Origin of the sequence: Maribacter aquimaris, from assembly GCF_014596745.1 — a bacterium.
GTDB lineage: Bacteria > Bacteroidota > Bacteroidia > Flavobacteriales > Flavobacteriaceae > Maribacter_A > Maribacter_A aquimaris.
The window spans coordinates 91,112-113,283 of sequence record NZ_JABTCF010000001.1; the positions used below are offsets into that span (position 1 = coordinate 91,112).

Consider the following 22,172-nt stretch of genomic DNA (forward strand, 5'->3'; position numbering starts at 1 on the left):
TCATTTATCTAAAACACAAAATAAACGTTATTTTTAATGATAGGAATATAAAATCTGTGATTATATTTGATACGTTAAATTATGGCATAAAATGGACCGAATTTTTGAGGATACTTCAAAGGCATTTGCATTAAAATCAGATTCTGAATTAGAGCGTGCTTACTTTTTGTTTAAAATGATCGCCAATGAACCCCTAGTACGTATTGGCACTGCAATGACCAACTTCGCCCTAAAGGCACATCTTCCTGTGGATAAATTGATAAGGGCAACCGTATTCGACCATTTTTGTGGAGGGATAAGTGAGGCCGATTGTATGCCAGTGGTCGACAGGATGTTTGAAAAAGGGGTGAGTGCTGTGTTGGACTATTCCGTGGAGGGACAAGATGATGAAGACCCCTTGGATTTTGCCTTGGGCAAAACCTTGGAGATCTTGGATTTTGTCAAACAGAAAGAAGCAATACCCTTTGCTGTTTTTAAACCTACAGGATACGGCAGATTGGCTTTGTTCGAGAAGGTGACCCAAGGGGATACCCTTTCGGATAAAGAGTTAGCTGAATGGGGAAGGGTAGTGCACCGTTTCGATAAAACCTGTAAAAAAGCATTTGATTTGGATGTATCATTATTGATCGATGCCGAGGAAAGTTGGATGCAGGGGGCTGCGGATCAGCTCATAGGGGAAATGATGCGAAAATACAATAAAGAGAAAGCCGTAGTTTTCAATACAATACAGTTGTATCGATGGGATCGAATGGAATATCTAGAAGAATTGTATGCAAGTGCCCAAAAGGAAGGTTTTAAAATCGGAATTAAAACCGTTCGTGGCGCCTATATGGAAAAAGAGAACCTACGTGCCGAGGAAAAGGGATACAAATCCCCCATTTGCGCGACCAAAAAGGCCACCGATGAAAATTTTGATGCCTGTACGCAATATATTTTAGACCGGTTGGAATGCATTTCACTATTCGCCGGAACCCATAATGAGGAAAGCAGCTATTTTCTTATGCAGTTATTGAAAGACAAGGGACTGGCCAAAAATGATGAACGTATTTGGTTCGGACAGTTATACGGTATGAGTGACCATATTTCCTTCAATCTTGCGGACCAAGGGTACAATGTTGCCAAATATTTGCCTTTTGGACCTGTGCGCGACGTTATGCCGTATTTGATTCGAAGAGCGGAAGAGAATACCTCGGTAGCCGGACAAACAAGTCGGGAACTTACACTATTGAAAAAAGAAAGAAAAAGAAGGAAAATCTGATTGCCGGAGGGTTCAAAATGCTACATTTTCAATAATGGCACTATCTGGGCAATTACGAACAGTTATTGTTGAAGGCTCATTCTTGATCACCCCATCAATGACATAGGTTCGGCATGGAGTTGATTCCGTATCACTATTTTTGAAATCCACTTCCCCTTCTCTTAAAAAATCGGCAATGGAAAGGGAATCCAATTGTTGATGGTCTATCAATTGTTGAACTTCATCAGAATAGGAAAGCGGCTTAGAACGAATGTCCTTCAGTGTTCTACAATTTGGGAAGTAACAAAATTCCACGCCTGTTTCTTCTGATTTCTTTTTAAGGAAGATCGTTAAAAAAACAAGTCCGATAGCAAGCCCAATGAGATAAAATCCTAAACGTTTTAAAAATGCCATGTACGTATTTGATGGTTTTCAATAAAACCGCAAGATAGGCTTTTGTTCAAAAAAAGACCTTCTTTTTAACGTAAGTACCCTTTAAAATATCAAGAAATTTATGTCACTGTATTGCATGTCGAACCATTCCCCTACAGCCTTACTGGTAAGGATACCATGGTAAATATAGAGTCCGTTACGCAACCCCTTGTCAAATCGAAGTGAGTTTTCCAATCCGCCATCTTCCCCCAACTTTAAAAGATAGGGTGTAAATATGTTACTGATCGAAATGGAAGCCGTTTTAGGATAGCGCGATGGTATATTGGGAACACCGTAATGGATAACACCATATTTCTCAATGGTGGGTTTGTTGTGGTCGGTAATCTCACTGGATTCAAAACACCCGCCCATATCAATACTTACATCGATAATGACAGCACCTTTCTTCATATGTTCCACCATGGTATTGGTAACCACTACTGGGGAACGCTCCCTACCGCGCACGGCACCAATGGCCACATCACATCGCTTTAAAGATTTCAATAGATTTTTTGGTTGGATGGTGGAAGTATAGACCGTTTGTCTCAGATTGGTCTGGATATTCCTGAGTTTAGTAATCGAATTATCAAAAACCTTTACATTGGCACCAAGCCCTATGGCCGATCGCGCCGCAAATTCACCTACGGTACCGGCACCGATAATGACTACTTCCACAGGGGGCACACCACTGATGTTTCCAAACATGAGGCCATTGCCCTTATTGGTTGCCGCCATAAGTTCGGAAGCTATCAATACAGAGGAAATCCCAGCGATTTCACTCAAGGATCGCACAGCAGGGTACTTGCCATCATCATCCCTAATAAACTCAAAGGCAATCGCGGTTAAGCGTTTCTTGGCCATTTGTTCAAAATACGCTTTCTGTTGTGTTTTTATCTGAAGGGCAGAAATTATGGTAGTCTGGGGATTCAGCAATTCAATCTCTGAAAGGGTAGGGGGCTCTACCTTTAATATAATAGGACAACCAAAAACCTTTTTAATGTCATTCGTTACTTCCGCTCCTGCATTGGTATATTCAAGATCGGTAAAATGGGCACCTTCCCCTGCACCTGTTTCAATGAGCACCCGATGCCCATGGGCAGTTATGGCATTAACCGCATCTGGGGTTAAGCAAATACGCTTTTCTTGATATTGGTTCTCTTTGGGTATGCCGATAAATAGATCGCCTTTCTGTTTCAATACTTCAAGAGTCTCTTCTTGTGGTAGCAATTGTGACTTGCTAAATGGCGAGGATGGTTGCTTCATACGGTTTACTTCTAATCGCAAAAAAATAACGATAAAAGTAAATTTACAACTTTATAATGAAATTTTTATTGAATTTTAATCAAGGAATACCGGTTGCGGTAATCAAAATTTCAAAGGCAACCAGCCTTTGGGTATGTGCTGAAAGTCTTCAGCCTACTTTCAAACTTCCCACTAAAATAATTTCGTACAGGCCTTGATGAATGATTGACTATTAATTTTGGTTTCCACAGCGTGACCGGAACCATCTTCCTGATTATCAACTACCTTATCTGATTCAGTCTCCGTCATTTGCTTTTTTTTTAAGCTTTGGAGTTCGGCATCAATAGCTTCCAAATCAATACCATGAACATATTTATCATACAATTTTATACGGATAAAATAAACTATGGGTATAATGATCATACAAATCGGTAACAACCACCAAATGTTTTCGGTATCGACATAGTCATCGGAATCGAATATCACTTCGAAAAGTTGGAAGGCATACATTGCAATAGGAATGAGAATGATATGGTACCACCAATTTTTTGAGGTCATAAACCATATGACCATTAAGTATAGAGGCACTATCTTACTCATTAAAAACCAGACGTACATAGAAACATCTTCAAACCCTCCATTTCCTATGGTAATACCCAAAAATGAAATAGTGGCTTCCGGATCTTCTGGCAAATAATCATACATCTTATAGAGAAAAGGGGATATCGCTATAAAAAATATGAAGATAGATTCTATGATTAATTTCTTTTTTGCCCGTTTTTTCGCCTTCAAATCAGTCATCATCTAATTAGTAAATCTATAAGGCGCTAACGTAAGACTTCGCTAATTAGTATAAAAAAAGGGACAATTTGCATTGTCCCTCGATAAACGGTTAAAAAAATCGGATTATATCTTCTTTTTGATTTTTGTTTTATCTATTCCTTGTTCGTACAATTGGTCCTCATCGGAAGTTGAGTTTGGTTCACAAGAAACAGCCAATAGGGTTGCACAAGCCAATGCGCAAAAAAGTAATCTTTTCATTTTTTGAGGGTTTTTAAAATTAGTAATTGGTTGATAACGATGTGAATGTAGGAAAAAAAAACGAATCGTAATGCATTTCGTCGAAAAAAACCTACATTTTACCCTGAAAAATGATGCTTTTATCGAAAAAAATGGATTTCATCGAAAAGTAATACTAAAAATTCGCCCGATTCGTTGCAAGCACCTTTAAAGATCAGGGTAGGCTCAATTCGCGGGTGGTGCGATCAATCATTTGAATAACCACCACGACTGCATCATCGGGGATAAGGGATTCGATTTTTTCGGACCATTCCATAAAAATCCAAGCATCGGAATTAAAATAATCCTCAATACCAAAATCATAGGCTTCATTCTCATCATTTAATCGATAAAAATCAAAATGATAGGCCAACAACTGGTTGTGTTCATCATGATACTCGTTAACAATGCCAAAAGTGGGACTATTGGCCTCATCAACACCGCCCAATTGTTTTACCATAGCTTTAATCAAGGTTGTCTTCCCAGCACCCATTTCCCCATTAAAACAGACGATTTTTGAAGGTAGGGCCTTAATCAGTTTATCGGCTACTTCAGCAAGTTGGTTTTCGGTGTAGGTGATATCCATTTTCACAAAGAATTATTTAGGCTCCAACACGATAAAGGGGATGACCATTTCCTCCAATGATACCCCGCCATGTTGATACGTGTTTCTATAATAACTTACGTAGTGGTTGTAATTGTTGGGATAGGCAAAAAAGAGATCGTTCTTGGCAAAAATGAACGAACTGCTCATATTGATACTCGGTAAATGAATATCTGCAGGGTTTTTAGCCTCCAAAACATCCTTTTCCTCATAACTTAAACTTCGCCCTGTTTTATATCTGAGGTTTAAACTCGTTTCCTTATCCCCAATAACCTTAGAGGGCTGTTTGACGTTAATCGTACCATGGTCAGTGGTCAATATCAATTTAAGACCCATTTGTTGGGCTTGTTGGATTATATCCAATAGGGGTGAGTTTTTAAACCAACTTAGCGTCAAGGAGCGATACGCCTTATCGTTCGAAGCCAATTCCTTGATCACTTCCATTTCGGTCTTCGAATGGGAAAGCATATCCACAAAATTGTAAACGATGACCGTTAAATCATTGTTTTTCTGCGATTTGAAATTTTGGGACAACTGTTTGCCCTGTTTAAGACTACTTATTTTATGGTATTCCCATTTAAGGGGTAATCCCAATTGTTTCAATTGCGCCCCTAAAAATTTATCCTCATAGAGATTCTTACCTCCTTCTTCGGTATCGTTTTTCCACCAATCGGGAAACTTTTTTTCCATCGCTAAGGGGGTAAGTCCAGAGAAAATGGCATTTCTGGCATATTGGGTGGCGGTAGGGAGAATACTGAAATAAGATTCCTCCTTGATTTTATTGTAAAACGGACTAACCGTTGATTCGAAAGCCAACCATTGGTCATATCTTAAATTATCGATGACAACCAACAAAGTGGGAGTATCTATGATTTCGGGTTTTATCCATTTTTTGAAAAGGTTATGTGACAAAACAGGCCCATCATCCTCTATGAACCAGTCTTCGTAGTGACGTTCTACAAATTTTCCAAATTGATTATTGGCCTCGGTTTTTTGGGATTCCAAGATTTCAATCAAGCTGGAATCCTCTATATTTTCGAGTCGCAGTTCCCAATGTATCAACTTCCTGTACAAATCGATCCATTCCCCATAAGAATTGACCACAGACAGGTCCATTGCTATTTTCCGGAATTCTTGCTGATAATCGGCTGTAGTACGTTCCGATACCAAACGGGAATGATCCAGGTTCTTCTTTAGTGACAATAATATTTGATGGGGGTTGACGGGCTTTATCAGGTAGTCGGCGATTTTTGAACCGATGGCCTCTTCCATGATAAGTTCTTCCTCACTCTTGGTGATCATGACCACAGGAATCGATGAATTAATCAATTTGATCTCACTCAAGGTTTCCAATCCGGAAAGACCCGGCATATTCTCATCCAAAAAAATGATGTTCACAGGGGTTTTCTGGATTTCTTCCAAAGCTTCCTGTCCACTTTTGCAAGTAACAACCTCGTAATTCTTGTTTTCGAGAAAGAGAATATGTGGTTTTAAAAGGTCAATTTCATCATCGACCCATAGGATTGTTATCTTGTTCATAGTATGCGAACTATATTTAATGAGACCTGAATATGAATTGCCTTTTCCTGAAGATCGATCCAGCAGCAAGCAATAGGACATGCCCATTTCATATAGGGGTTATCGTTTCAATTGTATAACTTTGATCATTATTTAAAAAAGCCATTTTGACAAATTCAAACAAGCTTAAAATATTCAATGATCCAATTTACGGATTTATTAGAATTCCAAGTACTCTTATTTTTAACCTTATTGAAGAACCCTATTTTCAAAGGTTGCGCAGAATATCACAAATGGGGTTATCCTATTTGGTGTATCCAGGAGCGCATCACACCCGTTTCCATCACGCCTTGGGATGTATGCATTTAATGCAGCATGCCATTCAAGTGCTTCGTTTTAAGGGTGTTGAAATTTCCAAGGAGGAAGAAGAAGGGTTGCTAGTGGCCATATTGCTACACGATATTGGGCATGGCCCTTTTTCCCATGCCATGGAGCACAGTATTGTGGAGGGTATTTCCCATGAGCATATTTCCCTGCTTTTTATGAAAGAACTCAATAAAAAGTTTAACGGAAGTTTAACGCTCGCCATTGAAATCTTCCAAGGCGTATATTCCAGAGGTTTTCTAAACCAATTGATGTCGAGTCAACTTGATATGGACCGGATGGATTATCTGAAAAGGGATAGCTTTTATACGGGTGTGGCTGAAGGCAGTATCAATGCTGAACGTTTGATCGGTATGCTCAATGTGGTAGACAACAAACTGGTCGTTGAGGAAAAAGGGATTTATTCCGTTGAGAAATTCCTTATGGCCAGACGTTTTATGTATTGGCAGGTATATCTGCACAAGACAGGCTTGGTAGCGGAGCAATTATTGATCCGTGTCTTAAAAAGGGCCAAGGAACTTTTGGCCAAGGGAGAGCATTTGAATTGTAGCGAAGCACTGTTGTATTTTATGGAGCATAAAATTGACATGAATAACTTCAATGCCACTAATTTGGATAAATTTTCCCATTTGGATGATATCGACATTTTATCAGCACTCAAACAATGGCAATATCATGGGGATTTTGTGCTCTCTACTTTGTGCGGTATGATCATTAATAGAAAATTGCTCACCATAAAACTCAAGAATAAGTCGATTTCCCCTAAAAAATTAAATGAACATTTAAAAAAAATCAAAGAGCTTTGGAAGCTTTCCGATGCGGAAACCGCATATTTTGTTTTTACTGGGGAAATATCAAATAGAGCATACAATATTGACAAACAGAATATTAATATCCTTAGGAAGGATGGTAAACTTAAGGATGCCGCCAAAGCTTCCGACCATTTGAATTTGAAAACACTTTCAAAAAAAGTGACTAAATTTTATATCTGTTACCCCAAAGAAACGGTTTAACTATTTTTCTTACTTTTGTCACCATGGTATTTACAGCAGGTCAAATTGCGGGCATTTTAGAAGGAGAAGTTGAAGGTAACCCTGAGATTTCAGTACACAAACTCGCCAAGATAGAGGAGGGCGAAATAGGTTCGTTGACATTTTTAGCCAATCCCAAATACACCTCTTACATCTACACTACAAAGGCCTCAGTGACCATTGTAAATAAAGATTTTGTTCCGGAACAGCATATTGAAACCACCATGATCAAGGTGGATGATGCGTATGAATCCTTTTCAAAACTCTTGCAATACTACAATGAGGTTAAAAATAATAAAGTTGGGATAGAGTCCCCAGTCTTTAAAGCCGATGACGCCGTTTATGGTGATAATTTCTATCTAGGGGCGTTTGCGTATATTGGAAGTAAGGTGATTATTGGAAACAATGTTAAGATCTATCCCAATGTATTTATAGGTGATAATGTAAGAATTGATGATAATGTCACCATATTTGCAGGAGCCAGAATATATTCTGAAACCGTAATCGGTAAGAATTGCATGATTCACAGTGGTGCGATCATAGGTGCGGATGGTTTTGGATATTCCCCAAATAAAAACGGTGAATTCATAAGGGTTCCCCAAACCGGGAATGTTGTTCTGGAAGACAATGTCGATGTTGGTGCAGGCACCACCATTGACAGGGCCACATTAGGTTCTACCTTAATAAAGAAAGGGGTTAAATTGGATAATCAGATTCAAATCGCCCATAATGTAGAAATCGGTAAAAACACGGTTATTGCTGCACAAACGGGTATTGCCGGTTCGGCGAAAATTGGCGAAAATTGTATGATCGGCGGACAAGTGGGTATTGTTGGTCATATTACGATCGGAAATAATGTAAAAATTCAGGCCCAATCAGGTATTGGCCGAAATATAAAGGACAATGAAGTATTACAGGGATCTCCTGCATTAACGTATGGGGATTTTAATAAGTCTTATGTTCATTTTAAGAACCTACCTAAGATTGTAAAGAAAATTGAAAAACTGGAAAAAAAGATTGACAGTGATCAAAACAACGGATAAACAAAGAACAATTGCAAAAGAGGCTACGCTGAAAGGTGTAGGCTTGCATACAGGGGAAAATGTTACTTTGAAATTCACCCCTGCCCCTATAAACCATGGTTATGCATTTAAACGTGTTGACTTGGAAGGAGAGCCTATTATAGAGGCTGATGCCAACTATGTCATCAACACCCAAAGAGGCACCAACCTAGAAAAACGTGGGGTCAAAATCCATACGTCGGAACATGTTTTGGCTGCTTTGGTCGGATTGGAAATCGATAATGTGATCATTGAATTGGATTCTCCGGAACCTCCTATTATGGATGGCTCTTCCAAGTTCTTCGTTGAGGCCTTGGAGAACGCGGGTATTGTTGAACAGGAAGCAGACCGCGAGGAATACATCGTTAAGGATGTCATATCGTATAAAGATGATGCCACAGGAAGTGAAATAACAATAATACCATCCGATACTTATCAAATCACCGCAATGGTAGATTTTGGTACAAAAGTGTTGGGGACACAGAATGCTACTTTGCACAAGCTATGCGATTTCAAAAAGGAAATAGCGGATGCACGGACCTTCAGTTTTCTTCACGAACTGGAAACCCTTCTCGAAAATGGTTTGATTAAAGGCGGGGACCTTAACAACGCCATTGTTTATGTAGATAAGAAGATTTCGTCAAAAACCATGGAAAAACTCGAAAAGGCTTTCAATAAAAAGAAGCTTTCGGTAAAACCCAATGGTATCCTGGACAACTTGACATTGCACCAACCCAATGAAGCCGCTAGGCACAAATTACTCGATGTGATTGGGGATTTGGCCTTGGCCGGAATACGGATTAGGGGTAAGGTAATTGCGAATAAGCCGGGTCATTTTGTGAATACCCAATTCGCAAAGAAATTGTCCAAGATCATTAAAATGGAAAGGCGCAACAATATTCCTAAATATGATTTGAGCAAGCCTCCTTTGATGGATATCCATCAGATTATGGCCATGCTTCCACATAGACCTCCTTTCTTATTGATCGATAGGATATTGGAACTTTCTGACCAACATGTGGTAGGAATGAAGAATGTCACCATGAACGAACCGTTTTTTGTAGGACATTTTCCAGACGCACCGGTAATGCCTGGTGTACTGCAGGTTGAGGCCATGGCCCAAACTGGGGGAATCCTCGTATTGAGTACCGTTCCCGACCCTGAAAATTACCTTACATTGTTCATGAAAATCGACAATGTCAAATTTAAACAGAAAGTACTTCCAGGGGATACCCTTATTTTCCACTGTAGTTTAATTTCACCCATACGACGGGGGATATGCCATATGCAAGCGTATGCTTATGCCAATGATAAATTGGTGTGTGAGGCCGAAATGATGGCCCAAATCGTAAAAAAGAACTAATATATGAACCAACCGCTTGCCTATATTCATCCAGGCGCCAAAATTGCGAAAAATGTTGTCGTTGAACCTTTTACCACCATACATAACAATGTTATCATTGGGGATGGTACTTGGATCGGTTCCAACGTTACCATAATGGAAGGGGCCCGTATCGGAAAAAATTGTAATATTTTCCCAGGTGCGGTAATCTCCGCTTCTCCCCAGGATTTAAAATATGAAGGGGAAGAAACCGTAGTGATCATTGGTGATAATACCACCATACGCGAATGTGCGACCATTCACAAAGGCACTTCCGATAGAATGAAAACGGTTATAGGAAAAAACTGTTTGATTATGGCTTATTGCCATATTGCCCACGATTGTCTAGTAGGTGATAATTGTATTTTTTCCAACAATTCGACATTGGCAGGACACGTAACCATAGGGGATAATGTTATTTTGGCCGGTTTAGTGGCCGTACACCAATTTGTATCCATCGGAGGACATGCTTTTGTCACAGGAGGGTCTTTGGTACGTAAAGATGTACCCCCTTATGTTAAAGCGGCACGTGAACCTTTGTCTTATGTGGGAATCAACTCTGTCGGACTTCGAAGAAGGGGATTTACCTCTGAGAAAATACATGAGATACAGAATATATATCGTATCCTGTATCAAAAACATTACAATAATACCCAAGCGGTCCAGATTATTGAGGCCGAAATGGAGGCCACTCCCGAACGGGATGAAATTCTTCAATTTATCAGGGATTCACAACGCGGTATTATGAAAGGTTATTTTAGTACTAATTAAATTTATATATGGCATCAACATCAGATATTAGAAAAGGATTGTGCATTAAATACAACCACGACATTTATAAGGTTATTGAATTTTTACATGTAAAACCGGGTAAGGGTCCGGCTTTTGTACGAACAAAACTTAAAAGTGTAACAAGTGGCAAAGTGGTCGACAACACCTTTTCTGCAGGTCATAAAATCGAAGACGTACGTGTTGAAACAAGATCTTATCAATATTTATATGCGGAAGGCGATACCTTTCACTTTATGAATACCGATGATTACAATCAGATATCACTTCAGAAAAGCTCTTTGGATGCTCCTGATTTGTTAAAAGAAGGTGAAGTTGTGACCATTTTGTTCAATACGGAGGACAGTATGCCTTTATCTGTGGATATGCCTGCCAGTGTTATTCTGGAAATAACCCACGCAGAGCCTGGTGTTAAAGGAAATACCGCTACAAATGCCACCAAACCGGCAACCGTGGAAACCGGTGCAAGGGTCAATGTTCCCCTTTTTATCAATGAAGGGGATAAAATCAAGATCGATACCGAAAAGGGTAATTATATGGAAAGGGTAAAGGAATAAATACCTAACCAGAATATTGAAAATCACTTTATGCCATGAGATTTCCTAGCCCACACACCCTTGAACAACTTGCGACCATAATAGATTGTTCCTATGTAGGTTCCCCGGATTTTAAGGTTTTGGGAATGAACGAGATCCATGTAGTGCAAAATGGGGAAATAGTCTTTGTAGACCATCCAAAGTATTACGATAAGGCCTTAAAATCAAAGGCTTCGGTTGTTTTGATAAACAAAGATGTGGAATGCCCCGAAGGAAAAGCATTGTTGATATCTGACGATCCGTTTAGGGATTTCAACAAACTGTCTAAATTCTTTCGACCTTTCCAACAAAGTACGTTATCGATATCCAGTTCTGCCAAAGTTGGGGAGGGTACAATTATCCAACCCCATGTATTTATCGGTAATAATGTGACCATTGGGAAAGATTGCCTTATACATTCCAATGTCAGTATTTATGATAATTGTGTAATAGGGGATGGTGTTACCATTCATGCAGGTACCGTATTGGGTGCCGATGCCTTCTATTACAAAAAAAGACCTGAAGGATTCGATAAACTGATTTCCTGTGGGCGCGTTGTTCTTGAGGATTATGTTGAATTAGGGGCCTTGTGTACGATTGACAAAGGGGTAACCGGGGATACTACGATAAAACGAGGTACCAAATTGGACAATCAAGTACACGTTGGCCATGATACCGTTATTGGGGAACTGTGCCTAATAGCATCACAGACAGGCATAGCAGGTTGTGTGATTATTGAGGATGAAGTTACCATATGGGGTCAAGTCGGGACCAATAGTGGAATAACAATTGGCTCCAAAGCCGTAATCATGGGACAAACGGGAGTAACAAAATCCGTTCCTGGGGGTAAAAGTTATTTTGGCACCCCCATTGAAGAATCCAGGGAGAAATTAAAGCAATTAGCTTACGTGAAAAAAATTCCCGAAATTATAGCAAAATTAAAAGAATAACCCCGTTATGGCTTTTCAAATAATAAGCTATGGCATATTTTTGTGAATAAAATAAAATAAAACCTTTATGAGCGTTCTAGTCAACAAAAATTCCAAAATAATTGTTCAAGGATTTACCGGTAGCGAAGGAACCTTCCACGCAGAGCAAATGATAGCTTATGGTACCAATGTAGTTGGTGGTGTTACTCCGGGAAAAGGAGGGCAAGAACATTTAGGAAGACCTGTATTCAATACGGTTGAAGAGGCTGTTGAAAAAGTAGGGGCTGACACGACCATTATTTTTGTGCCGCCAGCCTTTGCCGCTGATGCCATTATGGAAGCAGCTAGTGCGGGTATTAAGGTAATCATCACGATTACAGAGGGTATTCCGGTTGCCGATATGGTCAAAGCGGCCGATTACATAAAGGATAAGGATTGCCGATTGGTTGGACCCAACTGTCCCGGGGTTATCACGCCAGGAGAAGCCAAGGTTGGGATTATGCCTGGTTTTGTTTTTAAGAAAGGTAATGTTGGTATCGTATCCAAATCAGGTACACTCACGTATGAAGCAGCCGATCAGGTTGTTCGCCAAGGATTGGGAATCACTACCGCCATAGGTATTGGAGGAGATCCTATCATCGGAACAACAACCAAGGAAGCCGTTGAATTATTGATCAATGACCCGGAAACCGAATGTGTTGTAATGATCGGTGAGATTGGAGGACAATTAGAGGCCGATGCCGCCAAGTGGTATAAGGAAAGCGGAAGTAAAAAACCCATTGTAGGATTCATCGCTGGGGAAACAGCTCCTGCAGGTAGGACCATGGGACATGCAGGTGCTATCGTAGGAGGAAGTGATGATACAGCCCAAGCCAAAAAGGCCATTATGAGGGAATGTGGAATCAATGTTGTTGATTCCCCTGCGGAAATAGGCATTAAAGTGAAAGAGGTGATGGGATAGACTACCTCTGTCAAAATTTCATATCGAAGATTTACCCTCCCGATCGTTCTGATGATTACTCAGCATTATCGGGATTTTTTTCAACTTTGGATAAACATATCCTATATTTGATAACCAACAGCATAAAGAATCAATAAATGAAACTGTTAGAAGGAAAAAATGTAATAATCACGGGAGCCAGTAGGGGAATAGGTAAAGGCATTGCCCTCGTATTTGCTGATCATGGGGCCAATTTGGCCTTTACATATAGTTCAAGTGAAGGTCCTGCCTTGGAATTGGAGAAAGAATTGATGGCCAAAGGAGTAAAGGCCAAGTCCTACAAGAGTGATGCCGCTAGTTTTAAAGCTGCCGAAGAACTTGTTTCGCAGGTATTGGAGGATTTTGGTGGTATTGACATCCTAATCAATAATGCAGGCATCACCAAAGACAATCTTCTCATGCGAATGGCCGAGGACGATTTTGACCAAGTGATCGAAACCAACTTAAAATCGGTCTTTAACATGACAAAGGCCGTACAACGTACCTTCCTCAAACAAAGAAAAGGTTCTATCATTAATATGAGTAGTGTCGTTGGTGTTAAGGGAAATGCCGGACAATCAAATTATGCCGCCTCCAAAGCCGGTATGATCGGCTTCACAAAATCAGTGGCTTTGGAACTGGGTTCCAGAAATATTCGTTGCAACGCTATAGCCCCTGGATTCATCGAAACGGAAATGACCGATAAACTTGACGAAAAAGTGGTTCAATCATGGCGTGATGAGATTCCTTTGAAACGGGGTGGGACTCCGGAAGATATTGCAAATGCTTGTCTTTTCCTTGCCTCTGACTTATCCTCCTATATTACTGGGGAGGTTTTGCATGTCAATGGGGGAATGTTAACCTAACACAGGTAACGAACTACGTATCGACCATAGTCCAATTGGTCCAAATGGCTTCTAGTTTATAAAGAAATGCAAACAACAACAGTACTTGCGATTATATTAGCTGCAATAGCTGCCCTGTTGGTTATTATTTTTCAATATTACTACAGGCCTAAAACAAAAGGAAAGCAACGGTTACTGCTTTCCTTTTTGCGTTATTTGGCTGTATTCTGTACTTTTTTGTTATTGATAAACCCAAAGTTCATTAAAAAAAAGTTCTTTTTGGAGAAATCCAATTTGATCGTACTGGTCGATAATTCTTCGTCAATCAAGAATAGCATTGGCCAAAATCAGGTAAATGCGATCCTCAAGGAGCTTGATGCATCCGATAATTTAAAGGATAAATTCAATATCCAACAATATGGATTCGGTAGGGAATTGAGGGTTCTGGATAGTTTGACTTTTAATGAAAACGCTACGGATATAGCAAAAGGAATCAAAACCTTAAATACCATTTTCGATCACTCCCAGAGTGCCATTGTACTCTTAAGTGATGGCAACAATACCTTGGGGGATGATTATGAATACTACGGCAATCAGCAAAAATCCACAATATTTCCTTTGGTTGTGGGAGATACCACGAGGTATGATGATTTGAAGATCGTCCAGGTCAATAGCAATAAATATGCATTTCTAAAGAACAAGTTTCCTCTTGAGGTTTTCGTATCGTATGATGGGGAGGATCGTATAGCTTCCATGTTTAAAATAACAATGAATGGTCAAACGGTACACTCCGAAAGGCTGGAATTATCCAAGAACAACAATTCGGCATCAATAAACGTCCTTTTAAATGCAGCTACAGTAGGTTTGAAGACATTGAAAATAAGTCTCGACCCTTTGGAAAACGAAAAGAACATTGCCAATAACATCAAAAACATTGCGATAGAGGTGATTGATGAGAAAACCAACATCGCCATTGTCTCCGAACTGTTGCATCCAGACATTGGTGCTTTGAAAAAATCCATTGAAAGCAATGAACAGCGCTCGGTAGAGCTACTAAAACCCTTGGATGATTTGGGGAAATTGAAGGATGTGGATTTGATCATCCTATATCAACCGACACCATCGTTTAGTAAGCTATATGATTTTATTGCAAAATCCAATATAGCCACCTTTACGATCACAGGTCCAAAAACAAATTGGAATTTTCTCAATAAAATTCAGAATTCCTTTTCAAAAAACAGTTATGACCAAGCTGAGGAAGTGAGTCCGTTAGTCAACAAAGGCTTCAATAAATTCAATATTCCCGATATCGATTTTTATAATTACCCCCCGTTGGAAACCAACTTGGGCGAAACCATGATAATTAAAAACCACTACGGGTTATTGTCCCAAAAGATCAAGGGAAGTGATATAGGGGAACCCTTATTGGTCATCTTGGATGATGACAAAAGGAGGGAGGCCGTCCTTTTTGGTGAAAACCTATGGAAATGGCGTATTCAAAATTATCGGGAGCAGCAAAACTTCAATCAATTTGATGAATTGATCGGCAAAATAATACTATACCTCTCGGTCAATGAACCCAAAGACCGATTGGTCCTGGATTATGAATCTTTTTATGACCATGGCAACGATGCCAAGATAACCGTCAACTATTTTGATGAATCATTTACTTTCGACCCCAATGCCCAGATCACGCTACAACTAAGAAAGCAAGGGGCGAATACAGTGCAAGATTTCCCCATGCTATTGAAAGGAGGGTATTACGAGACTGATTTAAGTAATATGCCATCAGGGGAATATGCCTTTTCCGTAAAAGTTGAAGATGAAAATTTGACTAAATCAGGAAGTTTCAATATCTTGGATTTCGATGTCGAAAAGCAGTTCACATCGAGTAATTACAAGAAAATGGAAAGGCTTGCGGATGGTACTGGAGGCAAGTTGTATTTTCCAAAGGATACCCATATTCTTATAGATGACTTATTGGCCAATGACCAATTCAAACCTATACAGAAAAGCGATGAAAATGTCGTACCTTTGGTTGATTTCCGGTTTCTTTTAGGATTAATAATCGCAGCGTTGTCTGTGGAGTGGTTTATAAGAAAATACAACGGATTAAATTAAAATGAATAATATGGATAAATTACCTAAAATAGCATTACCAGCAGTATTTGTACTAATAGTCTTGGTGATATTGATATCAAAATCTGCAATTACGATTGACTCGGGTGAGGCCGGGGTCCTTTACAAAACTTTTGGTGGGGGTGTCGTCACCGATGAACCACCCTTGGGAGAAGGTTTTCATATTGTTGCCCCATGGAACAAAGTATTTGTATATGAGGTGAGGCAGCAAGAGGTCCTTGAAAAAATGCAAGTATTGTCATCCAATGGATTGGAGATTAAATTGGAATCATCCATTTGGTTCCAACCAAAAATCGAATTCTTGGGGAAATTACACCAAGAAAAAGGCTCTGAATATATTCAACGGGTTTTATTGCCAACCATACGTTCTGCAGCAAGGAGTGTCGTAGGCCGTTATACCCCTGAGCAACTATATTCCAGCAAGCGGGATGCCATTCAGCAGGAAATTTTTGAGGAAACCCAAAAAATCGTTGATGGACAGTACATTCAATTAAACGAAGTTTTGGTACGTGATGTAACCTTACCTCCGACTATTAAGGAAGCTATTGAACGTAAATTAAAGCAAGAGCAAGAATCCTTGGAGTACGAGTTTAGATTGGTTACGGCCCAAAAAGAAGCTCAAAAAGTAACTATAGAGGCACAAGGTAAAGCCGATGCGAACCGTATTTTAAGTGCTTCCTTGAATGATCAGATCTTGAAGGACAAAGGTATCGATGCTACCTTGGAACTTTCCAAGTCACCCAACACGAAGATCATAGTTGTCGGAGGAGGCGAATCAGGTCTTCCATTAATTTTAGGAAATAACTAAACTGTTGGATAATGTACATTTCAAAGAAAGAATTGTGCAATTTTGAACAAATGTTTTGTGAATTGAAAATAAGTTATAATTTTACATTCGTAATGAAGAATCAAAATACACATCATCATTTTTACACTGGCTCTCAAGCAAGGTAAAGATGTATTGTAGTATTACAAAATATTTAAAACCCGTTTGAGCAATCAAACGGGTTTTATTTTTAAACTCTTTTGATTTCTTGAACCTAACAAAAGAAGAAAATGACAAAACTTAGAATTGCGATCCAAAAATCGGGCCGTTTGAATGAGGATTCCCTTGAGATCCTTAAAAATTGTGGAATCTCCATAGATAATGGTAAAGATCAGTTAAAGGCATCTTCACGGAATTTCCCCATGGAGGTCTTTTACCTACGTAACGGGGACATACCCCAATACCTACGTGATGGGGTAGTGGATATCGCCATAATCGGTGAAAATGTATTGATTGAAAAAGGTCAGGGTATTGACATTACCGAAAAATTGGGATTTTCAAAATGTAGGGTTTCCTTGGCAGTCCCTAAATCGATGAAGTATACTTCTGTCAAGGATTTTGAGGGCAAACGCATAGCCACTTCCTACCCCAACACGGTTATCGCTTATTTAAAGGAAAAGGGGGTCAATGCCGATCTGCATATTATCAATGGTTCTGTTGAAATAGCCCCGAATATTGGACTTGCGGATGGAATTTGCGATATCGTTTCAAGTGGCAGTACGCTTTTCAAGAACAACCTTAAAGAAGTTGAAGTAATGTTGAAGAGTGAAGCGGTTTTGGCTGTTTCACAAAAAATCACCGACGAGCGCAAGGCTATTTTAACAAAGCTGCAATTTAGAATCAAGTCGGTCTTACAGGCCCGACAGTCCAAATACGTGTTGCTGAATGCCCCGAACAACAAATTGGATGATATACTGAAATTATTGCCCGGGATGCGGAGTCCCACAGTTTTACCTTTGGCGGAAGAAGGTTGGAGTTCGGTACATACCGTAATCAATAAGGATAAGTTCTGGGAAGTTATCGATGAATTAAAGCAAGCGGGTGCCGAGGGTATTTTAGTTTGCCCTATCGAGAAAATGGTGCTTTAGTTATTGGTATGGAAGACAATTTAAAACTAGAATTGATTCCTTTTGACAAAATGGAATCGATTCTACCCTTGGTTTATAAGCTGAATCAAGGTAAGTTTTCCGAAGCTTTGCTCAAAAGTCGCCTACAGCCGATGTTGGGTATGGGAAGTTACCAATGCATAGGTGTTTATGACAGTGACATATTGATCGCATGTTGCGGATTCTGGGTCCTGAATAAATTGTACAATGGCAAACATATTGAGCCTGATAATGTTTATGTAGAGGAATCATATCGAAGTAAAGGGATTGGTGAACTGATGATGTCATGGCTTTTTGAATATGCGAAAAGTATTGATTGTACGACCGTAGAGGTTAATTGCTATGTACACAACGAAAAAGGAAAAAAGTTTTGGCAAGGTCATGGTTTTGAACCATTAGGATACCATATGATTAAAAAAATTGAGGAACGTTAACATGAAAAAGATTTACAATCCCAAAAGATCGGAATGGAGCACTGTATTAAAGCGTCCTACACAGACCGTAGCCGATATTGAACAAACCGTTGAGGCCATTTTTAAAGAGGTACAGAACGATGGAGATACCATCTTAAAAAAGTATACCGAAAAGTTTGATGGGGTTATTATAGATGGGTTTCTGGTTTCTGAACAGGAAATCGAGGAGGCTAAAGCATTGGTTTCCCAAGAATTGAAAGAGGCTATATTGTCAGCAAAGAACAATATCGAAGTATTCCATAAAGCCCAAAAAACGGATAGGGTAGCGGTAGAAACTGCAAATGGGGTACAATGTTGGCAGGAAAAACGACCTATACAAAAAGTTGGACTATACATTCCCGGTGGTACCGCGCCCTTGTTTTCCACTATTCTAATGCTTGCCGTACCCGCTACTATTGCAGGTTGCGAGGAATTGGTGTTGTGCTCCCCTCCTAATAAGGAAGGAAAGATCCACCCGGCTATCTTGTTTACGGCCAACTTATGTGGGGTAACCAAAATATTCAAGGTAGGCGGCATACAGGCAATCGCTTCGATGACTTTTGGTACTGAAAGCATTCCGCAAGTCTATAAAATCTTTGGCCCCGGTAATCAATTCGTCACTGTCGCCAAACAAATTGCGACCAAATATGGGATTGCTATCGATATGCCGGCAGGTCCCAGTGAGCTTTTGGTCCTTGCCGATGATTCGGCAAACCCTGCCTTTGTGGCCTCCGATTTATTAAGTCAGGCCGAGCATGGTGTCGATAGTCAAGTAATTTTGGTGTCGACTTCCAAAGAAATAATCGCGGCAGTTGAAATTGAAGTTGAAAAACAACTTCAGGAATTACCACGAAAAGAAATTGCCGAAAAGGCCATCGCCAACAGCAAATTGATTTATGTAGAGGATGATGCCACCGCCAACGACCTGATTAACGAATATGGTCCAGAACATTTTATCGTTTGTGTGACGAATGAGGATTACTTCATCGATAACATTAAAAATGCAGGTTCGGTATTTATCGGCGATTACACCCCCGAAAGTGCAGGCGATTACGCCTCTGGAACGAATCACACCCTACCTACCAATGGCTACGCCAAACAGTATAGTGGCGTAAACCTGGATAGCTTTATGAAAAGTATGACCTTCCAGAAAATATCGAGAGAGGGTATAGTGGAAATTGGAAAGACCATCGAGGTAATGGCAGAAGCGGAAGGTTTATATGCCCATAAAAATGCGGTAACACTTCGATTACAAAGTCTAAAGGATTGATAATAGTACGAAAGGCCAAAATACGATTGAAAGAATAAAGAAATGTCAGAATTCAATTTAAATAATAGTATTCGGGAGAATATAAAAGGATTACAACCGTATTCATCGGCAAGGGATGAATATGTTTCCGATGGTACGGAGATGGTTTTCTTGGACGCCAATGAGAATCCGTTCGAGAATGGTGTAAATAGATATCCCGATCCTCAACAACGTAACCTTAAAGCGGTATTGGCGGAACAAAAAGGAGTCAATGCCAATAACATACTTTTGGGAAATGGGAGCGATGAAGTATTGGATTTGATATTCAGGGCCTTTTGTGAACCGAAGGTCGACAATATTATTTCCCTTCCTCCTACGTATGGCATGTACAAGGTTTTATCGGGTATCAATGCCGTGGAAAATCGTGAGGTACTCCTGACCAAGGATTTCCAATTGGATACGAAAGGCATTTTAAACGCCGTAGATGGGAATAGTAAGATCATTTTCATTTGTTCCCCCAATAATCCTACCGGAAATAGCATTGACGAAAGTGACATCTTGTACCTTTTGAATAATTTTGATGGATTAGTGGTCATTGATGAGGCATATATCGATTTCTCGGATAAGGATAGCTGGTTGAAACGCTTGGATGGATTTCCAAATCTAATTGTTACCCAAACCTTATCCAAAGCCTATGGGTTGGCAGGTATTCGATTGGGATTGTGTTTCGCATCAGCACAAATAACAGCCGTTTTGAACACCATAAAACCACCGTACAATGTGAACGAACTAACCCAAAAGCGGGCGTTGGAGCAAGTTTTAAAAACCGAGGTTTTACACGTTGAGGTTGGTCAGATATTAGCAGAAAAGGAACGTTTGTTGAAAGTATTGCATGAAGTGTCCTATATAAAAACGATTTATCCCTCAGATGCTAATTTTATACTTGTTGAAGTAGACGATGCCAACGAAAAGTATAGGCAGCTACTGAAAAAAGGTGTAGTGGTTCGAAATAGGACAACACAGCCCCTATGCGCGAACACACTGCGGTTCACCATTGGCACCAAGATGGAAAACGAAAAATTGATCACCGCTTTAAAGGAAATAGCATAACATGAAAAAAGTTTTATTTATAGATCGGGATGGCACTATCATCAAAGAAACTGTCGATGAACAGATCGATGCGTTCGAGAAAATGATCTTCTATCCGAAAGCCTTTACTTTCTTAGGTAAAATTGCCAAGGAATTGGATTATGAACTGGTCATGATAACCAATCAAGATGGGTTGGGAACCGATGTTTTTCCTGAAGAAACATTTTGGCCCGTACATAACTTCATCCTTAAATCATTTGAGAATGAAGGAGTGGTTTTTGACAAGGTCTTTCTTGACCGTACGTTTCCCCATGAGAATGCCAATACCCGAAAACCGGGAACGGGGTTGTTAACGGAATATTTTTCAGAGGAATACGATTTGGCCAACTCTTTTGTAATCGGAGATCGGTTAACCGATATGGAACTGGCTAAAAACCTGGGTTCCAAAGGAATATTTATCAATGACAACACCAATTTGGGTACTGATGAGATTTCGGTGAAAAGGGAGGAATTGGATAGCGTGATCGCGTTGGAGAACAATGATTGGGAAAAGATATACGAGTTTCTCAAGCTGAATGATCGCACTGCTGAAATTACACGGAAGACCAACGAAACCGATATTTATATCAAATTAAACCTCGATGGTACTGGAAAAAGTAACATTGACACAGGTCTTTCTTTTTTTGACCATATGTTGGATCAATTGGCAAGACATGGTCAAATGGATTTGGATATCAAGGTGAAAGGTGACCTTGAGGTAGATGAACACCATACCATAGAGGATACTTCCATAGCATTGGGAGAGGTATTCCATAAAGCACTAGGGAACAAATTGGGCATTGAACGATATGGCTTCTGTTTACCTATGGACGATTGTTTGGCGCAGGTCGCCATAGATTTTGGAGGACGCAACTGGTTGGTTTGGGACGCTGATTTTCAACGGGAAATGATCGGAAAAATGCCTACCGAAATGTTTTATCACTTTTTTAAATCATTTACCGATGGTGCTAAGGCCAACCTGAATATAAAAGCTGAAGGTAAAAATGAGCACCATAAGATTGAAGCTATTTTCAAGGCCTTTGCCAAGGCCATCAAAATGGCGGTAAAACGGGATGTAGAGAAGATGGTTTTACCTTCGACTAAAGGTGTTTTATAAAGTACTAGGCACAGGCTTAGATGTGCAAAGAGATAAAACAGGAAAAGAAAATAAGATGATCATTACATATAAAGAACAACCAACCTTGT

The 22,172-nt window shown here is 39.8% G+C and carries 22 protein-coding genes; 16 read left to right on the forward strand and 6 right to left on the reverse strand.

What is annotated here, in order from left to right; translation table 11 throughout:
* The first annotated feature begins 91 nt into the window (after window positions 1-91).
* Window positions 92-1,258 carry a proline dehydrogenase family protein gene (locus tag HPE56_RS00395; RefSeq protein WP_188241800.1) on the forward strand — a complete coding sequence of 389 codons (1,167 nt, stop codon included), beginning with the start codon at window positions 92-94 and terminating at the stop codon, window positions 1,256-1,258.
* Window positions 1,259-1,270: 12 nt separating this feature from the next.
* Here the strand turns inward: HPE56_RS00395 and HPE56_RS00400 are convergent, their stop codons facing one another.
* The 6 genes from HPE56_RS00400 to porX all read right to left on the reverse strand — a co-directional run bounded on the left by HPE56_RS00400 (window position 1,271) and on the right by porX (window position 6,113).
* Window positions 1,271-1,651, reverse strand: a complete 381-nt coding sequence (locus HPE56_RS00400) for a DUF4258 domain-containing protein (protein ID WP_188241801.1) — start codon at window positions 1,649-1,651, stop codon at window positions 1,271-1,273.
* Between the two features lie 81 nt (window positions 1,652-1,732).
* A complete protein-coding gene (locus HPE56_RS00405; protein WP_188241802.1) occupies window positions 1,733-2,932 on the reverse strand; it encodes an alanine dehydrogenase in 1,200 nt (399 codons plus the stop codon).
* Window positions 2,933-3,103: 171 nt separating this feature from the next.
* Window positions 3,104-3,715, reverse strand: coding sequence for a hypothetical protein (locus HPE56_RS00410; RefSeq protein WP_223170126.1), 612 nt, complete (start codon window positions 3,713-3,715; stop codon window positions 3,104-3,106).
* A gap of 102 nt (window positions 3,716-3,817) precedes the next feature.
* Window positions 3,818-3,952, reverse strand: a complete 135-nt coding sequence (locus HPE56_RS20420) for a hypothetical protein (protein WP_262509858.1) — start codon at window positions 3,950-3,952, stop codon at window positions 3,818-3,820.
* A 193-nt stretch (window positions 3,953-4,145) separates the two neighbouring features.
* Window positions 4,146-4,556, reverse strand: coding sequence for a tRNA (adenosine(37)-N6)-threonylcarbamoyltransferase complex ATPase subunit type 1 TsaE (tsaE, locus tag HPE56_RS00415; RefSeq protein WP_188241803.1), 411 nt, complete (start codon window positions 4,554-4,556; stop codon window positions 4,146-4,148).
* A gap of 12 nt (window positions 4,557-4,568) precedes the next feature.
* Window positions 4,569-6,113 (reverse strand): T9SS response regulator signal transducer PorX, encoded by a 1,545-nt coding sequence (gene porX, locus HPE56_RS00420; RefSeq protein WP_188241804.1) that lies wholly within the window; start codon window positions 6,111-6,113, stop codon window positions 4,569-4,571.
* A gap of 146 nt (window positions 6,114-6,259) precedes the next feature.
* On the opposite strand from porX, the gene HPE56_RS00425 reads away from it, so the two are divergent.
* From HPE56_RS00425 to hisB, 15 genes are all read left to right on the forward strand, one after another.
* Complete coding sequence (locus tag HPE56_RS00425) at window positions 6,260-7,489, forward strand: HD domain-containing protein (protein ID WP_188241805.1); 1,230 nt, start codon at window positions 6,260-6,262, stop codon at window positions 7,487-7,489.
* Between the two features lie 23 nt (window positions 7,490-7,512).
* Complete coding sequence (gene lpxD, locus HPE56_RS00430) at window positions 7,513-8,550, forward strand: UDP-3-O-(3-hydroxymyristoyl)glucosamine N-acyltransferase (protein ID WP_188241806.1); 1,038 nt, start codon at window positions 7,513-7,515, stop codon at window positions 8,548-8,550.
* Complete coding sequence (locus HPE56_RS00435; RefSeq protein ID WP_223170174.1) at window positions 8,525-9,931, forward strand: bifunctional UDP-3-O-[3-hydroxymyristoyl] N-acetylglucosamine deacetylase/3-hydroxyacyl-ACP dehydratase; 1,407 nt, start codon at window positions 8,525-8,527, stop codon at window positions 9,929-9,931. The genes lpxD and HPE56_RS00435 overlap by 26 nt, the downstream gene beginning before the upstream one ends.
* 3 nt (window positions 9,932-9,934) lie before the next feature.
* On the forward strand, window positions 9,935-10,720 hold the full coding sequence (gene lpxA, locus HPE56_RS00440; protein WP_109653975.1) for an acyl-ACP--UDP-N-acetylglucosamine O-acyltransferase: 786 nt from the start codon (window positions 9,935-9,937) through the stop codon (window positions 10,718-10,720).
* Between the two features lie 8 nt (window positions 10,721-10,728).
* Window positions 10,729-11,295, forward strand: coding sequence for an elongation factor P (gene efp, locus HPE56_RS00445; protein WP_188241808.1), 567 nt, complete (start codon window positions 10,729-10,731; stop codon window positions 11,293-11,295).
* A gap of 35 nt (window positions 11,296-11,330) precedes the next feature.
* Entirely contained in the window at window positions 11,331-12,263 is a 933-nt protein-coding gene (locus tag HPE56_RS00450) for a UDP-3-O-(3-hydroxymyristoyl)glucosamine N-acyltransferase (protein WP_188241809.1), read from the forward strand.
* A 67-nt stretch (window positions 12,264-12,330) separates the two neighbouring features.
* A complete protein-coding gene (gene sucD, locus HPE56_RS00455) occupies window positions 12,331-13,203 on the forward strand; it encodes a succinate--CoA ligase subunit alpha (protein WP_109653969.1) in 873 nt (290 codons plus the stop codon).
* Window positions 13,204-13,340: 137 nt separating this feature from the next.
* A complete protein-coding gene (gene fabG, locus HPE56_RS00460) occupies window positions 13,341-14,087 on the forward strand; it encodes a 3-oxoacyl-[acyl-carrier-protein] reductase (protein ID WP_188241810.1) in 747 nt (248 codons plus the stop codon).
* 66 nt (window positions 14,088-14,153) lie between these two features.
* On the forward strand, window positions 14,154-16,187 hold the full coding sequence (locus HPE56_RS00465; protein ID WP_188241811.1) for a vWA domain-containing protein: 2,034 nt from the start codon (window positions 14,154-14,156) through the stop codon (window positions 16,185-16,187).
* A gap of 10 nt (window positions 16,188-16,197) precedes the next feature.
* The gene (locus HPE56_RS00470) at window positions 16,198-17,013 is read left to right on the forward strand and encodes a prohibitin family protein (protein WP_188241812.1); all 816 of its coding nucleotides are present in this window, start codon (window positions 16,198-16,200) and stop codon (window positions 17,011-17,013) included.
* A 248-nt stretch (window positions 17,014-17,261) separates the two neighbouring features.
* Window positions 17,262-18,119 carry an ATP phosphoribosyltransferase gene (gene hisG, locus HPE56_RS00475; RefSeq protein WP_188241813.1) on the forward strand — a complete coding sequence of 286 codons (858 nt, stop codon included), beginning with the start codon at window positions 17,262-17,264 and terminating at the stop codon, window positions 18,117-18,119.
* Window positions 18,120-18,127: 8 nt separating this feature from the next.
* Entirely contained in the window at window positions 18,128-18,571 is a 444-nt protein-coding gene (locus tag HPE56_RS00480; protein ID WP_188241814.1) for a GNAT family N-acetyltransferase, read from the forward strand.
* Window position 18,572: 1 nt separating this feature from the next.
* Entirely contained in the window at window positions 18,573-19,859 is a 1,287-nt protein-coding gene (gene hisD / locus HPE56_RS00485) for a histidinol dehydrogenase (RefSeq protein WP_188241815.1), read from the forward strand.
* A 42-nt stretch (window positions 19,860-19,901) separates the two neighbouring features.
* Window positions 19,902-20,948 carry a histidinol-phosphate transaminase gene (gene hisC, locus HPE56_RS00490; protein ID WP_188241816.1) on the forward strand — a complete coding sequence of 349 codons (1,047 nt, stop codon included), beginning with the start codon at window positions 19,902-19,904 and terminating at the stop codon, window positions 20,946-20,948.
* Between the two features lies 1 nt (window position 20,949).
* Complete coding sequence (hisB, locus tag HPE56_RS00495) at window positions 20,950-22,083, forward strand: bifunctional histidinol-phosphatase/imidazoleglycerol-phosphate dehydratase HisB (RefSeq protein ID WP_188241817.1); 1,134 nt, start codon at window positions 20,950-20,952, stop codon at window positions 22,081-22,083.
* The last annotated feature ends 89 nt before the right edge of the window (window positions 22,084-22,172 follow it).

What these genes read in the sequence shown, in the direction of transcription:
- lpxA (WP_109653975.1), top strand. Translation starts at nt 9,935, where the DNA reads ATGAACCAACCGCTTGCCTATATTCATCCAGGCGCCAAAATTGCGAAA.
- fabG (WP_188241810.1), top strand. Translation starts at nt 13,341, where the DNA reads ATGAAACTGTTAGAAGGAAAAAATGTAATAATCACGGGAGCCAGTAGG.
- HPE56_RS00395 (WP_188241800.1), top strand. Translation starts at nt 92, where the DNA reads ATGGACCGAATTTTTGAGGATACTTCAAAGGCATTTGCATTAAAATCA.
- hisD (WP_188241815.1), top strand. Translation starts at nt 18,573, where the DNA reads ATGAAAAAGATTTACAATCCCAAAAGATCGGAATGGAGCACTGTATTA.
- HPE56_RS00465 (WP_188241811.1), top strand. Translation starts at nt 14,154, where the DNA reads ATGCAAACAACAACAGTACTTGCGATTATATTAGCTGCAATAGCTGCC.
- HPE56_RS00410 (WP_223170126.1), bottom strand. Translation starts at nt 3,715, where the DNA reads ATGATGACTGATTTGAAGGCGAAAAAACGGGCAAAAAAGAAATTAATC.
- HPE56_RS20420 (WP_262509858.1), bottom strand. Translation starts at nt 3,952, where the DNA reads ATGAAAAGATTACTTTTTTGCGCATTGGCTTGTGCAACCCTATTGGCT.
- porX (WP_188241804.1), bottom strand. Translation starts at nt 6,113, where the DNA reads ATGAACAAGATAACAATCCTATGGGTCGATGATGAAATTGACCTTTTA.
- HPE56_RS00480 (WP_188241814.1), top strand. Translation starts at nt 18,128, where the DNA reads ATGGAAGACAATTTAAAACTAGAATTGATTCCTTTTGACAAAATGGAA.
- hisC (WP_188241816.1), top strand. Translation starts at nt 19,902, where the DNA reads ATGTCAGAATTCAATTTAAATAATAGTATTCGGGAGAATATAAAAGGA.
- hisG (WP_188241813.1), top strand. Translation starts at nt 17,262, where the DNA reads ATGACAAAACTTAGAATTGCGATCCAAAAATCGGGCCGTTTGAATGAG.
- HPE56_RS00450 (WP_188241809.1), top strand. Translation starts at nt 11,331, where the DNA reads ATGAGATTTCCTAGCCCACACACCCTTGAACAACTTGCGACCATAATA.
- hisB (WP_188241817.1), top strand. Translation starts at nt 20,950, where the DNA reads ATGAAAAAAGTTTTATTTATAGATCGGGATGGCACTATCATCAAAGAA.
- HPE56_RS00405 (WP_188241802.1), bottom strand. Translation starts at nt 2,932, where the DNA reads ATGAAGCAACCATCCTCGCCATTTAGCAAGTCACAATTGCTACCACAA.
- efp (WP_188241808.1), top strand. Translation starts at nt 10,729, where the DNA reads ATGGCATCAACATCAGATATTAGAAAAGGATTGTGCATTAAATACAAC.
- HPE56_RS00400 (WP_188241801.1), bottom strand. Translation starts at nt 1,651, where the DNA reads ATGGCATTTTTAAAACGTTTAGGATTTTATCTCATTGGGCTTGCTATC.
- tsaE (WP_188241803.1), bottom strand. Translation starts at nt 4,556, where the DNA reads ATGGATATCACCTACACCGAAAACCAACTTGCTGAAGTAGCCGATAAA.
- lpxD (WP_188241806.1), top strand. Translation starts at nt 7,513, where the DNA reads ATGGTATTTACAGCAGGTCAAATTGCGGGCATTTTAGAAGGAGAAGTT.
- HPE56_RS00470 (WP_188241812.1), top strand. Translation starts at nt 16,198, where the DNA reads ATGGATAAATTACCTAAAATAGCATTACCAGCAGTATTTGTACTAATA.
- sucD (WP_109653969.1), top strand. Translation starts at nt 12,331, where the DNA reads ATGAGCGTTCTAGTCAACAAAAATTCCAAAATAATTGTTCAAGGATTT.